The 23,935-nt window shown below is 64.2% G+C and carries 15 protein-coding genes; 10 read left to right on the forward strand and 5 right to left on the reverse strand.

Annotation, left to right across the window (positions count from 1 at the left end; translation table 11 throughout):
* The gene (locus O0881_RS00710; protein ID WP_289909634.1) at positions 1 to 948 is read right to left on the reverse strand and encodes an ROK family protein; all 948 of its coding nucleotides are present in this window, start codon (positions 946 to 948) and stop codon (positions 1 to 3) included.
* Entirely contained in the window at positions 935 to 2,083 is a 1,149-nt protein-coding gene (locus O0881_RS00715; RefSeq protein WP_289909635.1) for an SIS domain-containing protein, read from the reverse strand. Before O0881_RS00715 ends, O0881_RS00710 begins: the two co-directional genes overlap by 14 nt.
* Positions 2,084 to 2,428: 345 nt before the next feature.
* On the opposite strand from O0881_RS00715, the gene O0881_RS00720 reads away from it, so the two are divergent.
* The 5 genes from O0881_RS00720 (at position 2,429) to O0881_RS00740 (ending at position 15,279) form a co-directional block, all read left to right on the forward strand.
* The gene (locus O0881_RS00720) at positions 2,429 to 5,779 is read left to right on the forward strand and encodes a TIM-barrel domain-containing protein (protein ID WP_289909636.1); all 3,351 of its coding nucleotides are present in this window, start codon (positions 2,429 to 2,431) and stop codon (positions 5,777 to 5,779) included.
* A 104-nt stretch (positions 5,780 to 5,883) separates the two neighbouring features.
* Positions 5,884 to 8,829: a TonB-dependent receptor gene (locus O0881_RS00725; protein WP_289909637.1), complete on the forward strand. Its 2,946-nt coding sequence runs from the start codon at positions 5,884 to 5,886 to the stop codon at positions 8,827 to 8,829.
* 503 nt (positions 8,830 to 9,332) lie between these two features.
* Positions 9,333 to 12,377, forward strand: a complete 3,045-nt coding sequence (locus O0881_RS00730) for a TonB-dependent receptor (RefSeq protein ID WP_289909638.1) — start codon at positions 9,333 to 9,335, stop codon at positions 12,375 to 12,377.
* Between the two features lie 66 nt (positions 12,378 to 12,443).
* Positions 12,444 to 13,835, forward strand: coding sequence for a Gfo/Idh/MocA family oxidoreductase (locus tag O0881_RS00735; RefSeq protein ID WP_289905232.1), 1,392 nt, complete (start codon positions 12,444 to 12,446; stop codon positions 13,833 to 13,835).
* Between the two features lie 127 nt (positions 13,836 to 13,962).
* Complete coding sequence (locus O0881_RS00740) at positions 13,963 to 15,279, forward strand: DUF3472 domain-containing protein (RefSeq protein ID WP_289909639.1); 1,317 nt, start codon at positions 13,963 to 13,965, stop codon at positions 15,277 to 15,279.
* Between the two features lie 10 nt (positions 15,280 to 15,289).
* Here the strand turns inward: O0881_RS00740 and O0881_RS00745 are convergent, their stop codons facing one another.
* Positions 15,290 to 15,802, reverse strand: coding sequence for a hypothetical protein (locus O0881_RS00745; protein ID WP_289909640.1), 513 nt, complete (start codon positions 15,800 to 15,802; stop codon positions 15,290 to 15,292).
* A 247-nt stretch (positions 15,803 to 16,049) separates the two neighbouring features.
* On the opposite strand from O0881_RS00745, the gene O0881_RS00750 reads away from it, so the two are divergent.
* The 3 genes from O0881_RS00750 to O0881_RS00760 all read left to right on the forward strand — a co-directional run bounded on the left by O0881_RS00750 (position 16,050) and on the right by O0881_RS00760 (position 20,084).
* Positions 16,050 to 16,562 (forward strand): sigma-70 family RNA polymerase sigma factor, encoded by a 513-nt coding sequence (locus O0881_RS00750; protein ID WP_289909641.1) that lies wholly within the window; start codon positions 16,050 to 16,052, stop codon positions 16,560 to 16,562.
* Positions 16,535 to 17,536: a FecR domain-containing protein gene (locus O0881_RS00755; RefSeq protein WP_289909642.1), complete on the forward strand. Its 1,002-nt coding sequence runs from the start codon at positions 16,535 to 16,537 to the stop codon at positions 17,534 to 17,536. The genes O0881_RS00750 and O0881_RS00755 overlap by 28 nt, the downstream gene beginning before the upstream one ends.
* Positions 17,537 to 17,621: 85 nt before the next feature.
* Positions 17,622 to 20,084, forward strand: coding sequence for a TonB-dependent receptor (locus O0881_RS00760; RefSeq protein ID WP_289909643.1), 2,463 nt, complete (start codon positions 17,622 to 17,624; stop codon positions 20,082 to 20,084).
* A gap of 4 nt (positions 20,085 to 20,088) precedes the next feature.
* Here the strand turns inward: O0881_RS00760 and O0881_RS00765 are convergent, their stop codons facing one another.
* Both O0881_RS00765 and O0881_RS00770 read right to left on the reverse strand, forming a co-directional pair.
* The gene (locus O0881_RS00765; protein ID WP_289909645.1) at positions 20,089 to 20,466 is read right to left on the reverse strand and encodes a SirB2 family protein; all 378 of its coding nucleotides are present in this window, start codon (positions 20,464 to 20,466) and stop codon (positions 20,089 to 20,091) included.
* Positions 20,467 to 20,553: 87 nt separating this feature from the next.
* A complete protein-coding gene (locus tag O0881_RS00770; protein ID WP_289909646.1) occupies positions 20,554 to 21,000 on the reverse strand; it encodes a GNAT family N-acetyltransferase in 447 nt (148 codons plus the stop codon).
* Positions 21,001 to 21,283: 283 nt separating this feature from the next.
* On the opposite strand from O0881_RS00770, the gene O0881_RS00775 reads away from it, so the two are divergent.
* Positions 21,284 to 22,528 carry a nitrate/nitrite transporter gene (locus tag O0881_RS00775; protein WP_289911433.1) on the forward strand — a complete coding sequence of 415 codons (1,245 nt, stop codon included), beginning with the start codon at positions 21,284 to 21,286 and terminating at the stop codon, positions 22,526 to 22,528.
* Complete coding sequence (locus O0881_RS00780) at positions 22,525 to 23,910, forward strand: NarK family nitrate/nitrite MFS transporter (RefSeq protein ID WP_251348993.1); 1,386 nt, start codon at positions 22,525 to 22,527, stop codon at positions 23,908 to 23,910. The genes O0881_RS00775 and O0881_RS00780 overlap by 4 nt, the downstream gene beginning before the upstream one ends.
* The last annotated feature ends 25 nt before the right edge of the window (positions 23,911 to 23,935 follow it).

Below are 23,935 nucleotides of genomic sequence, written 5' to 3' on the forward strand. Positions count from 1 at the left end.
TTAGGCCTTTGTATGTTGTCGTATCAAAAGGGCCGCGCCGCGCGCGCCGCCGGCGTCGCCAAAGCGGGGCGGCAGGATAGGCGGCACGTGCACGCCGGGGAACAGGTGGCGCTTGACGGCGGCCGGCAGCTTGTCGTACAGGTGCGGCAGCTTGGACAAGCCGCCGCCGAGCACGATGACGTGCGGGTCGTAGGCCAGGACCAGGCCGGCCAGCGCGTGGCCCAGCACATCGAGGTGCACGGCGACCGTGCGCTGGGCCACGGCGTCGCCCATGTTGGCGCGCGCCACGATGGCCAGCGGTTCGGCGCCGTCGCCGCCAAAGTGCGCGTGGAGCTTGCGCATGGCGGGGCCGGAGACATAGCGTTCCAGGCAGCCCGCCTTGCCGCACGGGCAAGGGTATTCGGCCAGGCCATGCTGCGCCAGCAGGGTGGCGGGCAGGCTCCAGTGGCCCCATTCCCCGGCCACGCCGTTAAAGCCGCGCAGCAGCTGGCCGCCCACGCAGTAGCCGCCGCCGGCGCCCGTGCCGAGGATGGCGCCGAACATGCTGGCGGCATTGTCGGCCGCGCCGCCCTGCGCTTCCGACAGGGCGAAGCACTGGCAATCGTTGCCGATGGCGACAGGGCGCTGCAAGGCTTGCTGCAGGGTTTGCGCCACCAGGCGGCCGTTCAGGGCCGGCACGTTGGAACTGAGCTGGCGTCCGCTGGCGCTGTCGATCACGCCGGGCAAGCCGATGCCGACAGGCGCCGTCGTGCCCAGGGCGGCGTCGCCGCGCGTCACCAGGTCGACGATGGCTTGCACGAAGGCGGCAAAATCGTCGCCCGGCGTGGCTACGCGTTCGCGGAACGCTTCCGTCAGCACGCCATCGTCGTCACGGAAGGCGACCAGCTCCATCTTGCTGCCGCCGATGTCGATGCCGTGGTAGCCGGCGGTGCGATTAGAATTGGTCATGGCCATAGATGGTGACGCCCTGCACGACACGGTTGACGATGCCGCCAGCGAATGGATTGTCGGGGCGCAGTTGCAGCAGCGCGGACTGGTGCAGCGCATATTGCTGCGCCATCAGCAGCCACAGAGGGGCCAGCCAGGCGTCTGGCCAGGCCGGCGCATCGGCCGCTAAGTTGGCAGATAAGTCGCCGCCGATGCCCACCGTCAGGCAGCGCTGCGCCACGCTGTCGCGCTGCAGTTCCTTCAATAAATCGTCTTCGTACTGGCGCGCCAGCGGCTTGCTGCTGCGCAGCAGGATCACCAGCGATTCCGTGGTGACGGCCGATTTCGGGCCGTGGCGGAAGCCCAGCGCGGTATTCGCCATCGCCATCACGCGGCCGCCCGTCAATTCCAGGATTTTCAGGGCCGCTTCCTTGGCCAGCGCTTCCAGCGGGCCGCTGCCCAGGTAGACGACGCGCTGCACGGGTGTTGAACCCAGCTGCGCCACGGGGACCGACCAGTCGCGCAAGGCTTGCTCGCCCAGTTGCGCCAGCGTGTCGAGGCGCGTGAGATCCGTGTCCTTGCCCAGCACCGACAGGGCCGCCAGCAGCATGCTGCTAAAACTGCTGGTCATGGCGAAGCCGCGGTCGCAGCTGCCTTCCGGCATCAGTAGGTTATAGGTGTTGCCGTCGTTGGCGCCCTGGCGCGCCAGCTTGCCATCGGCGTTGCAGGTGATGTTCAGGAAACGCGCGCCGGGCACGACTTGGCGCAGCAGTTCCACGGCCGCCAGGCTTTCCGGGCTGTCGCCGCTGCGGGCAAACGAGACGAGCAGGGTGGGCGCATCCGCTTCCAGGTACAGCTCGTGATGCGTCAGCAGGGTCGTGGTGGCGATGGCGCGGATCTGCGCGGGCCAGGCCGCGTTCAGGGTATCGACGACGATTTCGCCCACATAGGCCGAGCTGCCGGCGCCCGTCAGGATGACGCGTTGCTGTGGATTGGACAGCGCGTCGCCTAGGAAGGCGGCCAGGCTGGCTTGCTCGTTGCGCAAAATGTCGGACAGCGCGCGCCAGATGGCTGGCTGGTGGGCGATTTCCTCGGCCGTGTGCAGGCCGCCGATGTCGCGCCAGGTTTGAATGTCACGCTGAAGAAGGGTAGTCATGGAGTGTCAGTAAAGTGTTTGTTGGAGAAAGCATAAATACTAAATTTCGAAAAGTCAAATACGAAAGTAAAACGAAAGTAAATTTTTAATCCACTTGCGAAATAGTGTCGTTTTAACGGTGTCGGAGCGTGCTGCAGTGCAGCGTGAAAGCGTGTGACGGCGCGGCCTGTCGCTGAAATGCGACGATAACGAAAGTATGTATCGTGATTTTTTAGTAAAACGTAAGATAAATGAGCTGATTTTAGGTATTTTATTAATAAATTGGCGTCAAAACTTTCTTTTGGTTGACGATATTTATTTTTCTTCTTAAAGTAATTTCATTGAATTACTTCTGAAAGCCAGCCGATGAAACCTCTCCCGCTTCCCCGCCGCTTCCTTGCCGCCTGTGTCCTCGCCGCCCTTGCCACCCTGTCTGCGCCTGGCCTGCAGGCCTCGACCATCGGCAATCTGCAGTCGCTCTCCGCCGTGCACTCGGCCGACGTGGCCAAGGGCGAGGCGCTGGGCTGGGATGTGCGCAGCGATACGGGCATGCAGCTGCGTATCAGCCTGCCGCAGGCGGACGTGCTGCGCATCCAGGCGGGCGGCAAGGGAGGCTTGACTGGTCCCGGCGACAAGGCCGCGCCCATCGTCGTGGGCCAGCCGGCCCCACAGGTGGCATACCAGATCGACGAACAGCCCGGCCATATCCTGATCAGCACCGAAGCCCTGAGCCTGCGCATCGACCGCAAGCCGTTGCGCTTTACCTTGTACCGCAAGGGCGACGCGGTGCCCCTGTGGCGCGAAGTGCAGCCGCTGTCGCTCGACGACAAGCAGGGCGTGCAGGTGCTTTCCAGCCTGCCCGGCGAACGATACTTTGGCGGCGGCCAGCAGAATGGCCGCTTCGAATTCAAGGGCAAGCAGGTGCCCGTGTCGTATTCGGGCGGCTGGGAAGAGGGCGACCGGCCGAATCCCGCGCCATTTCTCATGAGTTCACGGGGCTGGGGCATGCTGCGCAATACCTGGTCCGACGGGAACTACGACTTGCGCGACAAGGAACAGATCTCGCTGCAGCACGCGGAAGGCCGCTATGACGCGTATTTCTTCGTCGGCAAGGACTTGCGCGACGTCGTCGCCCGCTACACTGACTTGACGGGCCGCGCCCGCATGCTGCCCCGCTGGGCGCTGGAATACGGTGACGCCGATTGCTACAACGATGGCGACAACGTGAAAAAGCCCGGTTCCGTGCCGAAGGGCTGGACCGATGGCCCGACCGGCAAGACGCCGGACGTGGTGGAAACCGTGGCGCGCCAGTACCGCGAACACGACATGCCGGGCGGCTGGATTTTGCCCAACGACGGCTATGGCTGCGGCTATACGAATTTGCCGGAAACCGTGAAGGGCCTGGCCGGCTATGGCTTCCGCACGGGCCTGTGGACGGAGAACGGCGTCGACAAGATCGCGTGGGAAGTGGGCCAGGCGGGCAGCCGCGTGCAAAAGCTGGACGTGGCGTGGACGGGCAAGGGCTACCAGTTCGCCATGGATGCGAACAAGTCGGCCTACGACGGTATCCTGAACAACTCCGACAGCCGTCCGTTCCTGTGGACGGTGATGGGCTGGGCCGGCATCCAGCGCTACGCCGTGGCATGGACGGGCGACCAGAGCGCCAGCTGGGATTACATCCGCTGGCACATCCCGACCCTGATCGGTTCGGGCCTGTCGGGCCAGGCGTATGCGTCCGGCGACGTGGACGCCATCTTTGGCGGCAGCCCGGAAACCTATCTGCGCGACTTGCAGTGGAAAAGCTTTACGCCCGTCCTGATGGGCATGTCCGGCTGGGCCGCGGCCGAGCGCAAGCATCCGTGGTGGTTCGAGCAGCCGTACCGCGACATCAACCGCCGCTACTTGAAACTCAAGATGCGATTGACGCCGTATATGTATACGCTGGTGCGCGAAGCGGAGCAATCGGGCGCGCCGCTGGTGCGGGGCCTGATGTGGGACTATCCGCAAGACCCGGCCGGCTACACGGAAGCCTATAAATACCAGTTTCTGCTGGGCCGCGACGTGCTGGTGGCGCCCGTCTACCGCAGCCAGGCCGTCAGCGGCGGCTGGCGCAAGGGCATTCACCTGCCGCAGGGCACGTGGTACGACTACTGGGACGGCCGCCAGGCCACGGCGGACGCGAAAGGGCGCGACCTGGACATGCAGGTCACCCTGGACAAGCTGCCCGTGTTCGTGCGGGCCGGCGCCATCTTGCCCATGTATCCGGAAATGCTGTACGACGGCCAGAAGCCGAAGGACCAGCTCACGCTCGATGTGTACCCGCACGGCGATTCTGACTACACCCTGTATGAAGACGACGGCAGCACGCGCCAGTACCAGGGCGGCGCCTACAGCCAGCAAGTCATCCGCATGCGCCAGACGGGCGGCGATGTGCAGGTCGACATCGGCGCCGTCGATGGCCAGTACCAGGGCCAGGAAGCGCGGCGCGGCTATGCGCTGCGCATGCTGGCGGGCCAGGCCCCGGCCGCCGTGCGGGCCGGCGAACGGCTGATCGCGGCAGCCGGCGACCGCGCCGCCTACGACAAGGCGGCAGAGGGCTGGTATTTCGATGCTGCCGCCCGCCAGGGCACCCTGCACGTGAAGGTGGCGGCGCAGGATATCCGCCAGGCCTTGACCTTGCAGGTCGCCGGTGCGCTGGCCGTGGTGCGGCTGGACGCCGACTTCCCGGCCGCGCCCGTGCCGGGCCGCGCCTTGCCGGCCGATGCCATGCAGGTGGTGGGACGTCCCTTTGAGGAAAATGGCTATCCGCTGGAAAACGCCTTCGACGGCAAGCCGGAGACGTGGTTCCGCACCGTGCGCAGCCCGTCCGTGAAGAGCGGGCCGCACGAATGGGTGATCGGCTTTACGGAACGGCGCCTGGTCGACGGCATCGAACTGGCGCCGCGCAACGACCAGCACTGGAAGCATGGGCAGGTGCGCGACTATGAAATCTACATCGGCGACAACAATGGCGAATGGGGCGCACCCCTGCAGCGCGGCACCCTGAAACTGGAACAGGGCACGCAGACAATCAATTTCCCTGCCACGGCCGGGCGCCTGCTGCGCTTCCGCGTGATGAGCACGCAAAATCCGGAAGGCGATGGCGCGGCGTCCACCGACCCGATGGTCACGGCGGCGCAAGGCGCACCGGTGGCGCGCGCGTTCGATGCGGCGCTGGCGACCGACGTGGCGCCCGTCACCCTGTCCGAATTCCGCGTGCTCGAGCACCGCGTGGCCGAAGGCGAGGAGGTGCAGCGCTATCTGTCGGACCTGGCGCTGCCGAAGAATATCGCGAAAGACAGGCCAGCCGGCAAGGCGGCCGAGATGCGCATGAACGGGCTGTGGTTCCGCAAGGGCCTCGGCGTGGGACCTGCCAGCCGCATCGACTTGCAGTTGGCGGGCAACTGGAATCTGCTGCGCGCCGACCTGGGCGTGGACGATAGCTGCCGCAGCGCGGGCGGCTTGCAATTCCAGGTCTGGAGCGGTGAGCGGCTGCTGTATGACAGCGGCCTGGTCACGGCTCCCGGGGTGGTCAAACCCGAAATCGACGTGCGCGGCCTGAGCCAGCTCAGTTTGCGCACCCTGGGCGCGCGCGGCGCCCGCCCGGCCCAGGTCTGCGGCAACTGGGCCAACGCCGTGTTGACCGGCACGGAAGGCGCGACAGTCAAGCCGCGCTAAGCAACTTCACTTCATCATTTCACCAAAAACGAGCCCCTCTTCGGACCGGGGAGGGGCTCTTGCAACCTGACGAAAACAAATCACTGATAAAAAGGGAGATGGGAATGCACTTGAAAAAACTGATGGCCGCCATGGTGGCGGTAGGATTAGCATCGACGGCGCTGGCAGCGGAGGAAGAGAAACTGACGCGCGTCGAAGTGACGGGGTCCAGCCTGAAGCGCATCAACGCGGAAACGGCGTCGCCCGTACAGGTGATCAACGCCAAGCAGATCGAGAACATGGGCGCGCTCACCTTGCTGCAAGTGCTCGACAACCTGCCCGCCGCCCGTCCGGCGCAGCAGGATTTCCGCTCGATGTTCACGGGCTCGGATGGCGGTTCGCAGGCGAACCTGCGCGGCCTCGGCGCGCAGGGCACCCTGGTGCTGTTGAATGGCCGCCGCCTGTCGTTCTATGGCGCGCCGGCCGGCTTCCAGACCATGTTCGTCAATATCGACGCCATTCCCGCCGCCGCCATCGAGCGCATGGAAATTTTGACGGACGGCGCGTCGGCCGTGTATGGTTCCGATGCCGTGGCCGGCGTCATCAACGTGATCACCAAGAAGTCGTATCAGGGGCTGGAAGCGCGCGCCAATGGCGAGTTTTCGCCCAGCGTGAAATCCTATGGCGAGCGCCAGGCCAGCGTGCTGTATGGCCTGGGCGACCTGGCCAGCGACGGCTACAACATCTACGGTTCCGTGAACGTCTACCAGCGCGACCGTATCGCGCTGGCCGACACTTGGCAGAAGCGTCCCGCGTATTTTTATGCGAATAATCCCAACTTCATTCCGAACATGCGCGTGGGCGTCGGCAGCGAACCGGGCACGATGAACCCGGGGACCTTCTTTGTCTTCGACAAGGCCAACAACAATGCCCGCACCCAGCGCGCCGCGCCTGGCTGCAACACCAGCATCACGGAAGCGTCGGGCACGCGCTGCGTGTGGAATGCGCTGCCCAACCAGCTCGACACGGGGCCTACCTCGGAGCGGGCCACGGCGTATCTGAGTGGCCGGCTGAAACTGGGCGGCGACCTGGAAGCGTTCGCGGAAGGCGCCTTCACCCACATCAAGATGCGCGGCGAAAACGGTCCGTCCAGCTTCAACAGCGGCAGCACGAACAACTGGTTCGCCCGTAACACGGGCAATACCCTGAACACCTTCGCCACGCCTTTCCTGAGTCCCAACAACGTCTACCTGAAAGGCAAGCTCGATGCCGACATGGTGGCCAAGATGGGCGGCGCGGCCGGCTTGAACTACCTGCTGCAGGATGCGACGGGCCACTTCGGCCAGAAGAACGTCGATGAAAACTACCGCGCGCTCGTCGGCCTGCGCGGCAGCATCGGCGGCGGCTGGGATTTTGAAACGGCGCTCAGCGTGGCGGGCAGCCATTCCACGCTGTTCCAGACGGCGAACATCAACATCAAGGGTTTTGAACAGGCATTCGGCCCGTTCACGAAAGATCCCGTCAGCGGCCGCACGCTCATTTCGGACAATCCCGCCTACAAGTTCGGCGAAATCAGCGAGGCCAATGCGGCGCTGCTGCGCGCCGCCTATCCCACCTTCGCCATCGAATCCTGGACCAAGCTGATGACCTGGGATGCGAAGCTGGAAGGCACCTTGTTCAAGCTGGGCGAGCGCGAAGTGCGCGCCGCCGTGGGCACCAACGTCATGCGCGAGAGTTTTCTCACGCCCGGCAACACGGATGCGGCCAATGGCCTGATCACGCAGCAGGGCGGTTCCTGGTTCGACGGCCGGCGCACCATCGCCGCCGTGTTTGGCGAGGTGGTGGTGCCGCTCAGCGACACCCTAGAAGTGAATGCGGCCGCGCGCCTGGACAAATATCCGCACTTCGCCGCCAACCTGGCGCCCAAGCTGGGCGTGATCTGGCGCGCGCGGCCCGACCTGATGCTGCGCGGGACGTATTCCGAAGGCTTCCGCGCGCCCAACCTGGCCGAATCGGGCACGGGCGGCGTCTTTGCGCAGGTGGGCGGCATCCGCGACACGGTGCGCTGCGATGAAACGAATGCCATGGCGCGCGCGCTGATGAAGTCCAAGGTGGCGACGGATGCGGACCTGGGCAAGAGCCTGCTCAATTCGAATTGCTCCACGACGGTGGGCGGCCTGACGCCGCCGAACCAGAACCTGCGTCCGGAGAAGGCCAAGATTTCCACCGTAGGCCTGGTACTGCAGCCGGTTAAGGACGTGAGCATCTCCATCGATTACTGGTTCATCAACCGCCGCGACGAAATCGTGCGCCAGGACTTCAACGAGCTGTTTACGGAACTGGTGGACAAGTACGGCCCGACCCTGGCCGGCACGCCCAGTGCCATCCGCAATGACCTGACCGACGCTGACCGTGGCAATGTGGCGGCGGTGGCGGCCATGTGCGCCAATCCCGCCAACGCGGGCGTGTGCGCGGGCGGCGTGCCCGGCTACTCGGTGGGCAACCTGGGCGGCTTGATCAACTCGTATTCGAACCGTGGCCGCACCCTGATGGACGGCGTCGACATCGATGCGCGCACGCGCTTTTCGCTGGGAGACATGGGCAAGCTGAGCACGGGCATTGCGGCCACCATCCGCAAGCGCGACACCCACGACAGCGAAGACGGCAGCGACATCAAGGGCAACACCGTCGGCTACTACGATTCGCCGCGCTACCGCGCCACCGTCAACGCCGACTGGAGCTACCGCAACTTCGTCAGCAGCGTCTTCATCAATTACTCGGGCAAGACGCGCTGGGCGTATGGCCCCTGGGACAAGGACAACACGCCGGAAAACTGCACCGCCGCCTCCGTGGCGCTGCCGGCCGGCCAGTGCAAGGGAGCGCCGTCGTACACCACGGTGAACCTGGCGTTCAGCTGGAAGCCGATCAAGCACCTGGACGTGGGCCTGAACGTGAAAAACGCGTTCAACAAGCAGCCGTACTACGACCCGAACGGCTGGGAAGGCTACAACCATAGCCAGGACCTGTTCGGCCGCCAGTTTGCCCTGTCGGCCAGCTACAAGTTCTTTTAAGGCGTGACACTGCCCCGGTTCGCCAGCCTGCCTGTGGCGGGCCGGGGTTTTTTCACGAAAAAGAAAAGACAATGTTCCGAAATGCACAATACGAAAGATAAACGTAAGCGAAAGACGTTTGCCCTGTCGTCTTTCGTGTTTTCCTCCCCTGATTCCCGCACGTATCGTCCTCTGTTTGCCACCTTCCTGCAGACGCGTGTATCTGCCACACCACGATAACGAAAGTTATTTGACGCTCAACAGATTAAATCGAAAGATAAATTGCATTTATTTGCTCGATTGAGCGATAAATTACCGTTTTAACTTTCTTTTTGTTGACGATACTTATTTTTCTTTTTAAAGTAATCCCAAGAAAACGAAAATCAGCCGATACGGACTGATTTCCCGAAAGGTGCAACTGCCTGGCTGCACCGGCCGACGACCACCATAAAAATTGCGTTCCCCCGACTCCACCCTGGAGCGGGGAGGGCGCGCATAACCCTCGATATAGACGGAGAGACATCATGCATAGCACCCGACTCAAATTGCGCGACATCAGCCGCGCCGCCGCGATCGTGATCGCCCTGGCGGCCGGCGTGCCAGGCCAGGCCTGGGCACAGTCGAACGCCACGAGCACCATTTTCGGCGAAGTGAGCGCGCCGGCCGGCGCCACCGTGGTGCTGGAAAACCTGGCGACGGGCGTGCAGCGCAGCCTGACGCCGGATACGTCGGGCCGCTATGTGGCCAACTCCATGCCGCCAGGCCGCTATGCGGTGCGCGTACTGCGTGCCGGTTCGGTGGAAGCGTCGCAGGAAGTCGAGGCCCTGATCGGCGCCGGCGCGGAAGCGAACTTCGGCCCGGCCAGCGCGGCTGGCCCCGTGGGCCAGGAGCAGACCGTCGTGGTGAAGGCGTCGCGCAATCCGATCGACGTGTCGAACACCAACAATGGCGTGATCTTCACGGCCAAGGAATTGAAAGCGCTGCCGGTCGGCAACGACGTCGCCTCCATCGTGCAGCTGACGCCGGGCGTGGCGCGCGGCACCAACAGCGTATATGGCAATGCACCATCGATCGGCGGCTCGGGCCAGTCCGAAAACGCGTTCTACGTCAACGGCTTCCCCATCACCAACCTCCTGACCCAGGTGGGCGCGTCGGAGCTGCCGTTTGGCGCGATCTCCAACCTGCAGGTGCTGTCGGGCGGCTACGGCTCGGAATTCGGCCGCTCGACGGGCGGCGTGATCAACATCACCACCAAGAGCGGCGGCAACAAGGTCGAATTCGGCGGCAAGGTCTCCATCATTCCCCGTTCGCTGAAGGGCACGACGGAAAACCGGTATTACCCGAACACGGGCGCCAATCCGGACACGGATGGCACCTTGAAGTACTGGAACCGCGATAACGGCAGCACCAGCAAGGTGGTCGGCTTGTACGGCAGCGGACCGCTGATCAAGAACAAGCTGTTCGCCTTCGTGGCGCTGGAGCAGACGCGTACGGACGGCGGCGCCGTCGCCGGTGCGCGCGATGACTCGGACAAGGTGCTGCCGAACGGCTGGCGCGAGAGCAAGAGCAAGGTTGACCGCATGATGGCCAAGCTGGACTACAACCTGACGGACGACCATCACTTTGAGTATACCAAGCTGTATGACCGCACGACTACGGACAGCCAGAGCTATGGTTTCGACTATGCCACCTTGAAACGCAACAACGTGGCTGGCGGCGGGAGCGAGACCACCATCAACTGCTGCGGCTCGTCGGCTGCACCGGGTGCCAATGTCGACATCTTCAAGTACACGGGCTACCTGACGGACAACCTGACGGTGACGGCGATGATGGGGCAATCGCGCACCAGCCACCGTCGCACTCCCGAAGGCTATGACCCCAGCCTGGCGCAAACTAAGTCCATCCAATCGACGCAAGTCCCTGGCCTGGTCTACATGAACCCGCAATCGGTCACGGGCACCCTGACCGACCCTTCCTCGGAGGATCGCCAGAAGGCCAAGCGCCTGGACCTGGAATACAAACTGGGCAAGCATTCGCTGCGCGGCGGCATCGACCGCATCGACGTGGAATCGAAAGTGGGCCTGAGCCTGGCCGGCGGCTATCGCTGGAACTACCTGCGGGCGACAGATCCGAATCTGCCGATCAACGGCGCCTTTGAAACGCCGGCCCAGGGCGGCGGCTACGGCAAGGATGGCTATTATGTCAGCAAGGACCTGAACGCCAACCTGGCCCGTCCTACCAGCGTGCAATCGGCGCAGTACATCCAGGATCACTACCAGGTCACGGAACGGGTGCTGCTGGATCTGGGCCTGCGCCGCGAACAGTTCACCAACTACAGCACCGATGGCGTGGCCTTCATTTCGCAGCGCAACATGATCGCCCCCCGCGTGGGCGCCACCTGGGATTATCTGGGCGACGGCACCCTGAAATTCTTCGCCAACGGCGGTCGTTACCACTTGCCGGTGCCATCGAATTTGTCGAGCAACATGGCCAGCCCCTTCCTGGCCACCAGCGAGATGTTCACCTACACGGGCGTCGATCCCGTCACTGGCGCGCCGACGGGCCTGCACGCCATCAGCAAGCCGTATTCGGCCAACAACGCGTATGGCCAGAGCCGCGACGCGCGCGAAGTGACGGCCGTGGGCCTGAAGCCGCTGTCGCAGGATGAATTCTCGCTGGGCTTCGAACGCGCCCTGAGCAAGAAGCTGGTGGTGGGCGCCAGCTTCCTGTACCGCAAGCTGAACGACACCAACGACGACGTCTGCGACGAGCGTCCGCTGCAAGCCTGGGCCACGCGCAACGGCGTCGACACGGGCAACTGGAGCGGCTTCCAGTGCGCCATCATCAACCCTGGCCGCGACAACAGCCTGATGGTGGACTTTGACGATGGCAAGGGCCTGCGCCGCGTGGATATTTCGGCGGCGGAATGGGGCAACCCGCTGCCATCGCGCACCTACCGCGCCTTGAACATGTTCATCGAGCACCCGTACACGAATGGCTGGTACGGCAAGCTGACCTACACCTTGTCCGGCCTGAAGGGCAATATGGAAGGTCAGACGGACAGCATCGGCGGCGGCGACGTGGGCCTGACGGTCAGCGACGACCACAAGGAACTGATGTACAACGCGTATGGCTACCTGCCGGGCGACCACCGCCACGCCTTCAAGGCCTACGGTTTCATGCAGGTCATCCCGGACGTGATGGTGGGCGCCAACCTGTCGCTGACCTCGGGCGCACCGCGCAACTGCATCGGGGCGCTGCCCGATAACCTGAGGTTCGAGAAAGATTACGACGATTCCTACTTCTATTGCAATGGCAAGCCGGCGCCGCGCGGCAGCCAGGGCCGCCTGCCGTGGCAAGCCCAGCTGGACATGAATGTGGCCTATACTCCCAGCGCCGTCAAGGGCCTGAGCCTGAAAGTGGACGTCTTCAATGTGTTCAACAGCCAGACCGTGACCCGCTACACCGAAACGCGCGAAGACCATGGCGCCATCTCCCGCAATTACCTGCAGGTCGATGGACGCACGGCGCCGCGTTCGGTGCGCTTCACGGCTGAATACACCTATTAAACTGCAGCCGGCCCGCTGTATGGCTGGCCGGCGACGAACATTACCAATGGAAGCGAGTAGAGACCAATGACAACACAAATCAATCGACGCAATTTCCTCTCCGCCAGCGCCGCGCTGGCCGGTGGCGCCATGGCCGGCAGCGCACTGCTGCCCGGCGCCGCGAACGCCGCCCGCGTGGCCGGCCGCGACAAGGTGCGCCTGGGCGTAATCGGCACGGGCATGCGCGGCCAGGTGCTACTGGCTGAACTGGTGCGCCGCGACGACGTGGAAGTGGTCGCCCTGTGCGATATCGAGCCGATCATGCTGAAACACGCGCTGGGCCAGGTGGAAAAGGCGGGCAAGCCCCGTCCGCGCACGTATGGCGAAGACCGCGACCAGAAAGCCTACAAGCGCATGCTGGACGCGGGCGGCCTCGATGGCGTGATCATCGCCACGCCGTGGGAATTCCATGCGCCCATGGCGATCGCCGCCATGCAGGCGAAGATCGCCGTCGGCTGCGAAGTGGTGGCCGGCATCACCCTGCAAGACCACTGGGACGTGCTGAACACCCAGCTGAAAACGGGCACGCCGTACATGTTGCTGGAAAACGTGTGCTACCGCCGCGACGTGATGGCTGCGCTGCAGATGGTGCGTGCGGGTCTGTTCGGCGAACTGCTGCACCTGCAGGGCGGCTACCAGCACGATTTGCGCGCCGTCAAATTCAACAGCGGAAATCCGGCCAAGCCGTATGGCGGCGGCGTGGAATTTGGCGAAAAAGGCTGGTCGGAAGCCCATTGGCGCACGCAGCACTCGGTCGAGCGCAATGGCGAATTGTATCCGAGCCACGGCATCGGCCCATGCGCCATGTACACCAACATCAACCGCGGCAACCGTTTTACGCGCATCAACGCCTTCGCCACCAAGGCGCGCGGCTTGCACGACTACATCGTCAAGCAGCCGGGCGGCGCGCAGCATGCGAACGCCAAGGTGAAATTCAAGCTGGGCGACGTGGTCACCACCACCCTGGCGTGCGAAAACGGCGAAACCATCATCCTGCAGCACGATACGAGCCTGCCGCGCCCGTATTCGCTGGGCTTCCGCGTGCAAGGCACGGATGGCCTGTGGATGGACTTGAACAATGCCATCCATATCGAGGGCGTCAGCAAGCCGCACCAGTGGGATGACTTCAAGGCTTACCAGGACAAGTATGAGCACCCGGTCTGGCGCAAGTATGCCGCGCAAGCGGAAGGCGCGGGCCACGGCGGCATGGACTTCTTCGTCATCCACGCCTTTGTCGAAGCCCTGAAGGCCAATGCGCCGATGCCGATCGATATCTACGATGCCGTAACGTGGAGCGCCATCACGCCCCTGTCCGAGCAATCGATCGCCGCCAACTTCCAGACCCTGGACTTCCCGGACTTCACGGGCGGGCAGTGGAAATCGCGCAAGCCTATCTTCGCCCTCGACGGCAAGTACTAAGCCCCATTCGCCCGCTACCGCGCTTGCCGCCGTAGCGGGTTTTTTCTGTCCCAATCCGTTTTTCAACCGCGGCGCACACCGCAGGACTTCTTGCGCCTGTTGCACGCCGTACTACCAGGAGACGTTGATGAAACACAGAAGTTCATTACTCTGCGCAGTTCTTCCCGCCATGCCATTGCTGCTGGCAGCCTGCGGCGGCGCCACTGCCACCACTACCCCAGACATGGGCGGCACCGCCTTGCTGGCTACGGGCGTGGCCGCAGCGGTCACGCCCGCCACCGTGGAACTGGCCGGCAATGCCTTCATCACCAGCGGAGACAAGGGCGCCGTCATCGACGAGCATGGCCTGGCCGGCTGGAGCAATCCCGATGCCGTCGCCAGCACGTATTTCCGCGTGGACGGGGCGGGCCCCGTCCAGGTGGCGCTCGATGCCAGCCTGGCCGATGGCGGCAACAGCACCATCCGCGTGAAGATCAATGGCGCGCCGTTCGACGTCAAGCTGGCCGGCAAGGCCCGCAAGACCTATGCCGTCGGCACGGTCAATGTGCCGGCGGCCGGTTATGTGAAGGTGGACATGCAGGGGTTGACGCGTGCAAAGGCCACGTTTGGCGACGTCGCCGCGCTGAAGGTGACTGCGAACGCGGCGCTTAATTACGCTAACGACCCGGCCAATTACTACTGGTCGCGGCGCGGCCCGTCAGTGCACATGGGTTACACGGTGCCGGCCAATACCGAGTATTTTTATAACGAGATGACGATCCCCAAGGGCCAGGACGCCATCGGCTCCTACTTCATGGCCAACGGCTTTGGCCAGGGCTACATGGGCATCCAGGTGAAGTCGCCCAGCGAGCGCTGGATATTGTTTTCCGTCTGGGACGCCGACAATGGCGCGAAGACCACCCTGGTCAGCAAGGGCGCCGGCGTGGTCGACAACGCGTTCGGCGGCGAAGGCACGGGCGGCCAGACCTATTTGTCGTACAACTGGGCGGCCGGCACCACGTACCGCTTCATCACGCGCGCGCGGCCGGACGGCAAGGGCGGCAGCGATTACTCGGCCTGGTTCTACGCGCCCGAGACGGGCAAGTGGCGCTACATTGCCACGTGGAAGCGGCCGGCGATTTCCACGTATCTGACGGGCGTGCATTCCTTCCTCGAGAACTTCATCGATACCCTGGGCTACACGGAACGCCGCGTCCAGTTCGGCAACCAGTGGGCGAGGAACGTTTCAGGCGCCTGGTCCGAAGTGACGGCAGGGAGGTTCACGGGCGACGCCACGGCCACCCATGGGCAGCGCATGGATTACGCGGGCGGCCTGGAAAACGGCAAGTTCTACCTGCGTAACGGCGGCTTCTTTGCCGACTACGTGAAAACCAGCCAGAACTTCACGCGGCCCGCGACGGGGCAGGCACCAGCCGTCGATGTAGCGGCCTTGCCGATGCAATAGGCGTTGATCCTTATCCTGGCCGCTTGCCCACCATCGCTTCGATGCCGCGATAGTAAGTGAGCGGCCGGCCTATCGTCACTCCCATCAATGCCGCCGCCTGGATGATGTCGCCTGTATCGCGCCGGTACACGACCAGCGCATCCATCTGGTCGGTGCCGTTGCCGTCGATCTGGATCAGGTCATAGCCGCCTTCGTCCACGGCGCGCTGCGCCAGTTCCGCGTCCAGCCACTCGAAATAGGGCAGTGCGCTACCGTCGCCTCCCTCGAGCATTGCGTACGGAAAGTCGGGGAATTCGTCGAACATGTCCTGTATCTGTTCGTGCAGCTCATCGAGCTTGTCGCCCGACGCCGTATAGCCAGCCAGGTGCCAGAGGATCGCCACCGCGTAGGCATGCGCATCGCTGTCGATCCATTCGTCGCGTGGCGCGGACGGCGCGTTGGTGATGGCGGTGACGGCCGCGTCGAGTTCCTCGCCTTCCAGGTCACCGCAGGTCAGCTTGGTCAGCAGTTCAGATAACAGCATGTTTGCCTTTCAATGGAGGGACGCCAGGCCAGGATGGCCGGCTGGGTGATGTTGTCAATACTATCATTGCCGCGTACCGGGGCGCGCCCGGTAGAACTTGCACCGTGCACTGCGCCGGCGGACGTGGTCAGCCTGGCAATTTTGGAAAGAATCGCGTCAAACTGGCATTTGCAGGCCGCTTGCGCCGCAGCACCGCCTAGATATAGAATGCGAATCATTATTATTTGCGACCCAGGGAGCATGCGACGTGTCGGCAGCCCAACCCGGCGTTCACCAGGAGGTGGGCAGCCTGTACCACGATCATCACCGCTGGCTGCAAGGCTGGCTGCGGCACAAGCTGGGCAACGCGTTTGACGCGGCCGACGTGGCGCACGACACCTTCATGCGCCTGCTGAACCGCGACGAGGCCATCGCCGCGCGCGAGCCGCGCGCCTTTTTGACGACGGTGGCCAAGGGTGTGCTGGGCAATCTGTACCGCCGTCGCGACCTGGAAGCGGCCTACCTGGAAACCCTGACCAACCTGCCCGCGCAGTGCGCGCCCGATCCCGAGGCGCAGGCGATCCTGCTCGAAGCCCTGTTCGATATCGACCGCCGCCTCGATGGCCTGGCGCCCGCCGTGCGCCGCGCTTTTCTGCTGTCGCAGCTCGACGGCATGCCGCAGGCGGCCATCGCGCTGGAACTGAACATCTCGCTGGCCACCGTGCAGCGCCACCTGGTCAAAGCCATGCACCAGTGCTTCTTTTCCCCGTCGGCGCCGTGATGGGCGCCCTGACGCCGGAAGCGGCCAGTCTGCAGGCTGTCGAATGGCTGGTGCGCCTGCAGGCCGGAGACGCCACGCCTGAAGTGGAGCAAGCCTGGCGCGCCTGGCGCGGCAGCGACCCGGAAAACGAGCAAGCCTGGCAGCACGTGGAAGGCTGCATGGCGCGCATGCGTGCCTTGCCCGCGCCGCTGGCGCACGGCACCCTGGCGCGCAAGCCCGCGCATGCGCAGGCCAACGCGGCGCGCCGGCAGTCGCTCAAGCTGCTGGCGCTGCTGGCCGTGGGCGGCGGCGCCTGGCTGGCGGGCGGCGACGAACAGGCGGCCTTCTGGCTGGCCGATTACCGCACCGGCACGGGCGAGCTGCGCCACATCGTGCTGGCAGACGGCACGCGCATCGCGCTCAACACGGCGTCCAGCATCGAGGTGCGCTACGATGCGGGCCAGCGCCTGGTGACCTTGTTAAAAGGCGAGATCATGGTCAGGACGGCGCGCGATACGGCTGGCCGTCCTTTTTTCGTGCGCACGGCGCAAGGCCGCTTGCAGCCCGTGGGTACGCGTTTTGCCGTGCGCGCGGAAGGGGGACGCACGCACCTGGGCGTGTTCGCGGGCGCCGTCGATATTCTGCCGGAACAGGCGCCCGCCGCCGTGCGCTGGCTGCAGGCCGGCCAGCAAGCCAGCTTCACGGCGGCGCAGATCGGTAGCGTGCAAACCTTGCCTGCCGGCGCGGATGCGTGGACGGCCGGCATGCTGGTGGCGCACGATATGCCGCTAGCCGATTTTGTCGGCGAACTGGCCCGCTATCGCCATGGGCGCCTGGCCTGCGATCCGGCCATCGCCCACCTGCGCGTGTCGGGCATCTATCCGCTGGCCGACACGACGCAAGTGCTCGACATGCTGACGCGCACCTTGCCCGTCGACGTGCGCCAGAGCACGCGCTTCTGGGTGACCGTGGTGCCGCATCGGAAGCATCCATGATTATTTTCCGAAAAAGTGAGGGGTTTTCGATTTTCGCGTGACATAGCGAGTGAACCCTTCATTCACTTTCAGGAAAACAGTCCGCATGCCCAGCACAACACCTATTTACGCCACTTCCGTTTCCAGCACATGCCGCCGCAGCGTGGCGGCGCTGGCCGTCAGCCACGCCCTGTGGCTGCTCGCCGCCGGCGGCGTCTCGGCCGCCGCACCCCTCGCTCAGGCAGCCAATGCAGCGCGCATCGAGCTGGCGATACCCGCCGGCACCCTGGAACAGGTGCTGGTGCGCTTCGGCCAGGAGACTGGCACCATGATTTCCTACCAGGCCGCCGCCGTGGCGGGCAAGCGCAGCGCGGGCCTGGCGGGCAGCTACAGCGTGCCGCAAGCGCTGGGCGCCATCGTCGCCGGCTCGGGCTTGCGCGCCGTACCGCAGGCGAACGGCGGTTATGTGCTCGACGTGGCGGCGGCCGATGGCGGCCAGACCATGCCCGAGATGAAGGTCAGCGCCAGCTTTGATGCGAACGGCGCGACGGAAGGCAGCGGTTCCTATACGACGCAGACCATGCGCTCGGCCACGCGCCTGGGCCTGTCCGTGCGCGAGACGCCGCAAGCCGTCAGCGTGGTCACGCGCCAGCAGATGGATGACCAGAACCTGCAAACGGTGGAAGAGGTGCTGCAAAACGCGGCCGGCGTGGCCATCAACCGCTACGACAGCGACCGTACCTCGTTCTTCGCGCGCGGCTTTTCCATCTCCAGCTATCAATACGACGGCATCCCCACCACGGTCGACAATGCGTTCAGCGTGGGTGACAGCACCCTGGACATGACGGCCTACGACAGGGTCGAGATCGTGCGCGGCGCCACGGGCCTGCTGACGGGCGCGGGCGAGCCGTCGGCCACCATCAACCTGGTGCGCAAGCGCGCGTCATCTAGTCAGCTGGCCGGGAATGCATCCCTGAGCCTGGGCTCCTGGAACAATGCGCGCGCCAGCGCGGACGTCTCCACGCCGCTCACCACGGATGGCAAGGTGCGCGGGCGTGTCGTGGCCAGCTACCAGGACAGCGAATCGTATGTAAGCCTGTATCACGCCAAGAAAGCCATGGCGTATGCCACCGTGGAAGCGGACCTGGCGCCTGGCAGCGTGCTGATTGCCGGCTATGAGTACCAGGATAATCGCCCGCGCGGCGGCATGTATGGCGGCTTGCCGCTGTGGTATGCGGATGGCGAACGGGCCACCTTGCCCCGTTCCGCCACCACGGCAACCACCTGGAGCCGCTGGTTCAGCACCAGCCAGACGGCTTTTTTGCGCCTGGAGCAGGACCTGGGCAAAGGCTGGAACCTGACGGCCATGCTGAATCACGGCTGGGGCAATTATTCGGCGGCCGAGCTTTTCGCCAATACCTGGCCGGACAAGGCCACGGGCCAGGGCGTGACGGGCTACACCGGGTTTTACTCGGGCACGCGGCGCCAGGACAGCGTCGACGCCTATGTGCAAGGACCGGTGCAGCTGCTGGGGCGCACGCACGACCTGGCGTTCGGCGTCTCCGGCAGCAACCAGTTCTCCAGCAACCCGGGCATCTCGGGTGGCAGTGTCGATTATGGCAATTTCCATCAATGGGAGGGCGTGACGCCGGAGCCGGACTGGAACGACGCGAATTTCTCGCGCTGGCAGCTGCTCGACACGGTGCAGCAGCGCGGCATCTACGGTACGGCGCGCTTTTCGCTGGCCGACCCCTTGAAACTGATCGTCGGCGCGCGCTACAGCCGCTACAAGGCGGACCACGTCGACGACTGGGGCGGCAGCTATGCGTATGCCAAGCACGCCGTCACGCCGTACGCGGGCCTGGTGTGGGATATCGATGCGCAGCATGCGCTGTACACCAGCTACAGCAAGATCTTCAAGCCGCAGGGTAACCAGGACCGCTTCGGCCGCTATCTCGATCCCGTGCAGGGCAAGAATGTGGAAGCGGGCGTGAAGGGCGAGTATTTCGGCGGCCGATTGAACGCGGCGCTGGCCGTGTTTCGCATCGCGCAAGACGGCCTGGCGCAGGAGGACACGGGGCATTTCGTCGGCAATTCGCTGACGCAGGCGTATTACGCGGCTGCCGGCACCACCAGCAAGGGCGTGGAACTGGACGTCTCGGGCGAGCTGACAAAGGGTTGGAATGTGTCGGCCAGCGTGTCGCACGCGGCGGCCGAGGACAACACGGGCGCGCGCCTGAACAGCTATGTGCCGCAGACGCTGGCGCGCGTGTTTTCCACGTATCAGCTGCCTGGCGACTGGCGCGCGTTATCGGTGGGCGGCGGCGTGAACTGGCAGAGCGGCGCCTACCGCGACGCCACCGGGCCAAAGGGCACGGAGCGCGTGGAGCAGGGTGGTTACGCCGTGGCCAGCCTGATGGCGAAGTACGCGCTGTCGCGCCAGTTGTCCCTGCAGGCGAACGTCAACAACCTGTTCGACAAGCATTACTACAGCCAGCTTGGCATGTATAACCAGGGTTACTGGGGCGCGCCGCGCAACGCCAGCGTCACGTTGCGCTACATGTTCTGATGCATCAGAGCGGCCAGGCCTGCTTGGTGACGGCCACCGCGACGATGTAGGCGAATACCAGCACGGCGAGCGCGAAGGCGGCGCCGCGCACGGCCGGCGTCTTGCCGCGTTTTAGCGCGATGGTGCCCAGCACGATGTAAGCCACCAGCGCGCACAGCTTGGCGGCCAGCCACGGCTGGCTGCCCGGCGACTGGCCGCTCCACACGGCCAGGGTGATGGCGCTGGCCAGCAGGGCCGTGTCGACCAGGTGCGGCAATATCTTCACCCAGCGCTGCTGCAAGGCGGGCGAGGCGCGCAGCATCCACGCGCCGCGCAGGAGGAAAAGAAAGCCGCTGGCGGCGGCGCAACCCATGTGGAAATGCTTGAGGCTCAGATAATCCATGTGTGTGGTGGTGGGCGATGATTGACGATGGCGCCAGCATAGCCGCCTTTGGCGCGCCGCGCCATACGCCGTCGGGATAAGGCCGCCCTAGCGCAGGAATTTGACAAACACGAGTTCAGGATCGTTTTCGTCGAGATGCTCGATCTGGCCGCTGCGCACGAAGCCGGCGCTGGCGAACAGCCGTTGCGCAGCCAGGTTGCTCTCGTTCGTCGAGGTGAACAGCTTGGCCGTATGGCAGGCACTTTCGGCCGTCGTCAGCAGGCACCGCCCCACGCCGTGCCGCTGCTGCCCGGGGGCGACCACCACCAGCGAGACGAAGCCGTAGCCGAAGAAGTCGCCGTGCGTGAGGGCATAGCCGGCCACCTGGCCCGCCCGCATGGCCACCAGACAGTGTCCCTGGCAGACGGCGGCGCGCACGGCATCGCCCCGGCTGGCGTGCGCCTGCGCGTACGCATCGCAGGCCAGCATGGCTGCCACATCGCCAGCCTGGGCCACGCGGGTGATGATGGGGTCTGTTTCGTGCCTGTTCTGCATGCCGCTCCTTTTTCTCCAGGCGCCGAGTGTGCCAAAAATCCCTCCGCTTGTAAAACACCCGCCATCCAGGCTAGGTCCGCGCCGCGCCATCTAGTCACTTTTGCCGATACGGCTATCCAGATTGCCTTTCCAGAATCACCCTGTGACCGATAGTGCCTTTCCCCTCTGCCACGTAAGCTGGTCGGGACGGCTGGCCAGACGGCCAGTGCATTCATGGAGAAACATCGTGGCTACCCTAGATGGCACTAAGAACAACAGTAGTAACAAGGCAGTCGAACCCGGCATGCGGCGCAAGCAGTTTTCCGTGTTGGTCAGCAGCACCTTCGCATTTACCATCTGCTTTGCAGTCTGGATGATGTTTGCCGTACTGGGCATCCCCATCAAGACCAGCCTGGGATTGACTGAAACACAATTCGGCCTGCTGGCCGCCATGCCCGTGCTGACGGGCTCCCTCGTGCGCGTGCCCCTGGGCATCTGGACGGACAAATACGGCGGACGTCGCGTCTTCTTCTGGCTGATGCTGGCCAGCGTGGTGCCGATCTACCTGATCTCCTACGCCACCGCCTACTGGCATTTCCTCGTGCTGGGCATGTTCGTCGGCCTGGCGGGCGGCTCGTTTTCCGTCGGTACGCCCTACGTGGCGCGCTGGTATGAAAAGGAGCGCCGCGGCCTGGCGATGGGCATCTTCGGCGCCGGCAACTCCGGTTCCGCGCTGACCAAGTTCGTCGCGCCCGGCATCGTCGCCGCTTTCGGCTGGCAAATGCTGCCCAAGGTGTATGCGGTCGCCATGCTGGCCACTGCCATCATCTTCTGGTTGTTTTCGTACTCGGACAAATCGCATCTGGCGCCGTCGGGCGAAAGTTTTACCGAGCAGATGAAGGTGCTGAAGGATCCCCGCGTGTGGCGCTACTGCCAGTACTACTCGGTGGTGTTCGGCGGCTACGTGGCGCTGGCGCTGTGGATGACGAAGTACTACGTGGCTGAATACGGCTTCGACCTGAAGCACGCGGCGCTGCTGGCCGCCTGCTTCTCGCTGCCGGGCGGCGTGCTGCGCGCGTTTGGCGGCTGGATCTCCGACAAATACGGTGCGGCGAAAGTCACCTGGGCCGTGATGTGGGTGTGCTGGGTGTGCTTCTTCCTGCTGTCGTATCCGCAAACCCAGATGGTGGTGGAAACCGTCACCGGGCCGCTGGCCTTCCATATCGGCCTGTCGCCGCTGTGGTTCACCGTGCTGCTGTTCATCGTCGGCATCGCCATGGCCGTGGGCAAGGCATCCGTCTTCAAGTTCATCGGCGATGATTTTTCCGACAATATCGGCGCCGTCTCGGGCGTGGTCGGCCTGGCCGGCGGCTTGGGCGGCTTCATCCTGCCCGTGATGTTCGGCGCCCTGGTGGACTTCACCGGCGTGCGTTCGAGCTCCTTCATGCTCTTGTACGGCACCGTCTGCGTTTCCCTCGTCTGGATGTATTTCTCGTTCAAGCCGCTGCGCGCGGCACCTATCCCTCAACCTGCAGGAGCAAAAGCATGAGCCGCTACATGATCAATACGTGGGAGCCGGAAACCCCGAGCTTCTGGCAAAACACGGGCAAGGCCACGGCCGCGCGCAATCTGTGGATCTCGATTCCCGCGCTGCTGCTGGCGTTCGCCGTGTGGATGGTGTGGAGCGTAGTGGTGGTCAACCTGCCCAACATCGGCTTCACCTACAGTAACAACCAGCTGTTCTGGCTGACGGCCTTGCCGGGCCTGTCCGGCGCCACCTTGCGCATCTTTTATTCGTTCATGGTGCCGATCTTCGGCGGGCGCCGCTGGACGGCCATTTCCACCGGGTCCCTGCTGATTCCCGCCATCGGCATCGGCCTGGCCGTGCAGGATGTGAACACGGGCTATCCGACCATGCTGATCCTGGCGCTGCTGTGCGGCTTCGGCGGCGGCAATTTCGCCTCGTCGATGGCCAACATCAGCTTTTTCTATCCGAAGGCGAGCAAGGGCTTCGCGCTGGGCATGAATGCTGGCCTGGGCAACCTGGGTGTGTCGGTGGTGCAGTTCGTCGTGCCGCTGGTGATCACCTTCGCCGTCTTCGGCGCCTGGGGCGGCGATTCGCTCACCTGGGTCAAGAATGGCGTGAGCAAGGACATGTGGCTGCAAAACGCGGGCTTTATCTGGGTGCCGTTCATCGCCTTGAGCACCTTGCTGGCCTGGTTCGGCATGAATGACCTGGCGTCGGCGAAGGCTTCGTTTTCCGAACAGGCGGTGATCTTCAAGCGCAAGCACAATTGGCTCATGTGCTGGCTGTACACGGGTACCTTCGGCTCCTTCATCGGTTATTCGGCCGCCTTTCCGTTGCTGATTAAGATCCAGTTCCCCGACGTGAATCCGCTCGATTACGCCTTCCTCGGTCCCCTGGTCGGTGCGCTGGCGCGCGTGGCCGGTGGCGTGATTTCCGATAAATTGGGCGGCGCCCGCGTCACGTTATGGTCGTTCCTGCTGATGATCGGCGCCGTGCTGGGCGTGCTGTACTTCATGCCGCAAGCCGGCGTGGGTGGAAGTTTCACCGGTTTCTTCTGGATGTTCATGCTGCTGTTCGCCGGCACCGGTATCGGCAATGCGTCGACCTTCCGCATGATCCCCGTGATCTTCTTGACGGAACACCAGCGCGCGGCCGCCGGCAAGGGCAAGGCGGAGCAGGAGCAAGCCATCGTCGACGCCAACAAGGAAGGCGCTGCCGTCCTGGGTTTTACGTCGGCCGTGGCCGCGTATGGCGCCTTCTTCATCCCGAAGAGCTATGGCACCTCGATTTCGCTGACGGGCAGCCCCGACGCGGCCCTGTGGTGCTTCATCGGCTTTTATGTCAGCTGCATCGCCATCACCTGGTGGTGCTACGCCCGTAAAAACGCGCCGATGCCTTGCTAGTTAGCGTCAGAATGCCTGGCAAGTC

The organism is Janthinobacterium sp. SUN100 (assembly GCF_030397705.1).
GTDB lineage: Bacteria > Pseudomonadota > Gammaproteobacteria > Burkholderiales > Burkholderiaceae_D > Janthinobacterium > Janthinobacterium kumbetense.

Excerpts from the sequence above, each read along its gene's own strand:
- O0881_RS00765 (WP_289909645.1), bottom strand. The coding sequence starts at position 20,466 with ATGGATTATCTGAGCCTCAAGCATTTCCACATGGGTTGCGCCGCCGCC.
- O0881_RS00730 (WP_289909638.1), top strand. The coding sequence starts at position 9,333 with ATGCATAGCACCCGACTCAAATTGCGCGACATCAGCCGCGCCGCCGCG.
- O0881_RS00720 (WP_289909636.1), top strand. The coding sequence starts at position 2,429 with ATGAAACCTCTCCCGCTTCCCCGCCGCTTCCTTGCCGCCTGTGTCCTC.
- O0881_RS00745 (WP_289909640.1), bottom strand. The coding sequence starts at position 15,802 with ATGCTGTTATCTGAACTGCTGACCAAGCTGACCTGCGGTGACCTGGAA.
- O0881_RS00715 (WP_289909635.1), bottom strand. The coding sequence starts at position 2,083 with ATGACTACCCTTCTTCAGCGTGACATTCAAACCTGGCGCGACATCGGC.
- O0881_RS00710 (WP_289909634.1), bottom strand. The coding sequence starts at position 948 with ATGACCAATTCTAATCGCACCGCCGGCTACCACGGCATCGACATCGGC.
- O0881_RS00725 (WP_289909637.1), top strand. The coding sequence starts at position 5,884 with ATGCACTTGAAAAAACTGATGGCCGCCATGGTGGCGGTAGGATTAGCA.
- O0881_RS00735 (WP_289905232.1), top strand. The coding sequence starts at position 12,444 with ATGACAACACAAATCAATCGACGCAATTTCCTCTCCGCCAGCGCCGCG.
- O0881_RS00770 (WP_289909646.1), bottom strand. The coding sequence starts at position 21,000 with ATGCAGAACAGGCACGAAACAGACCCCATCATCACCCGCGTGGCCCAG.
- O0881_RS00775 (WP_289911433.1), top strand. The coding sequence starts at position 21,284 with ATGCGGCGCAAGCAGTTTTCCGTGTTGGTCAGCAGCACCTTCGCATTT.
- O0881_RS00760 (WP_289909643.1), top strand. The coding sequence starts at position 17,622 with ATGCCCAGCACAACACCTATTTACGCCACTTCCGTTTCCAGCACATGC.
- O0881_RS00740 (WP_289909639.1), top strand. The coding sequence starts at position 13,963 with ATGAAACACAGAAGTTCATTACTCTGCGCAGTTCTTCCCGCCATGCCA.
- O0881_RS00780 (WP_251348993.1), top strand. The coding sequence starts at position 22,525 with ATGAGCCGCTACATGATCAATACGTGGGAGCCGGAAACCCCGAGCTTC.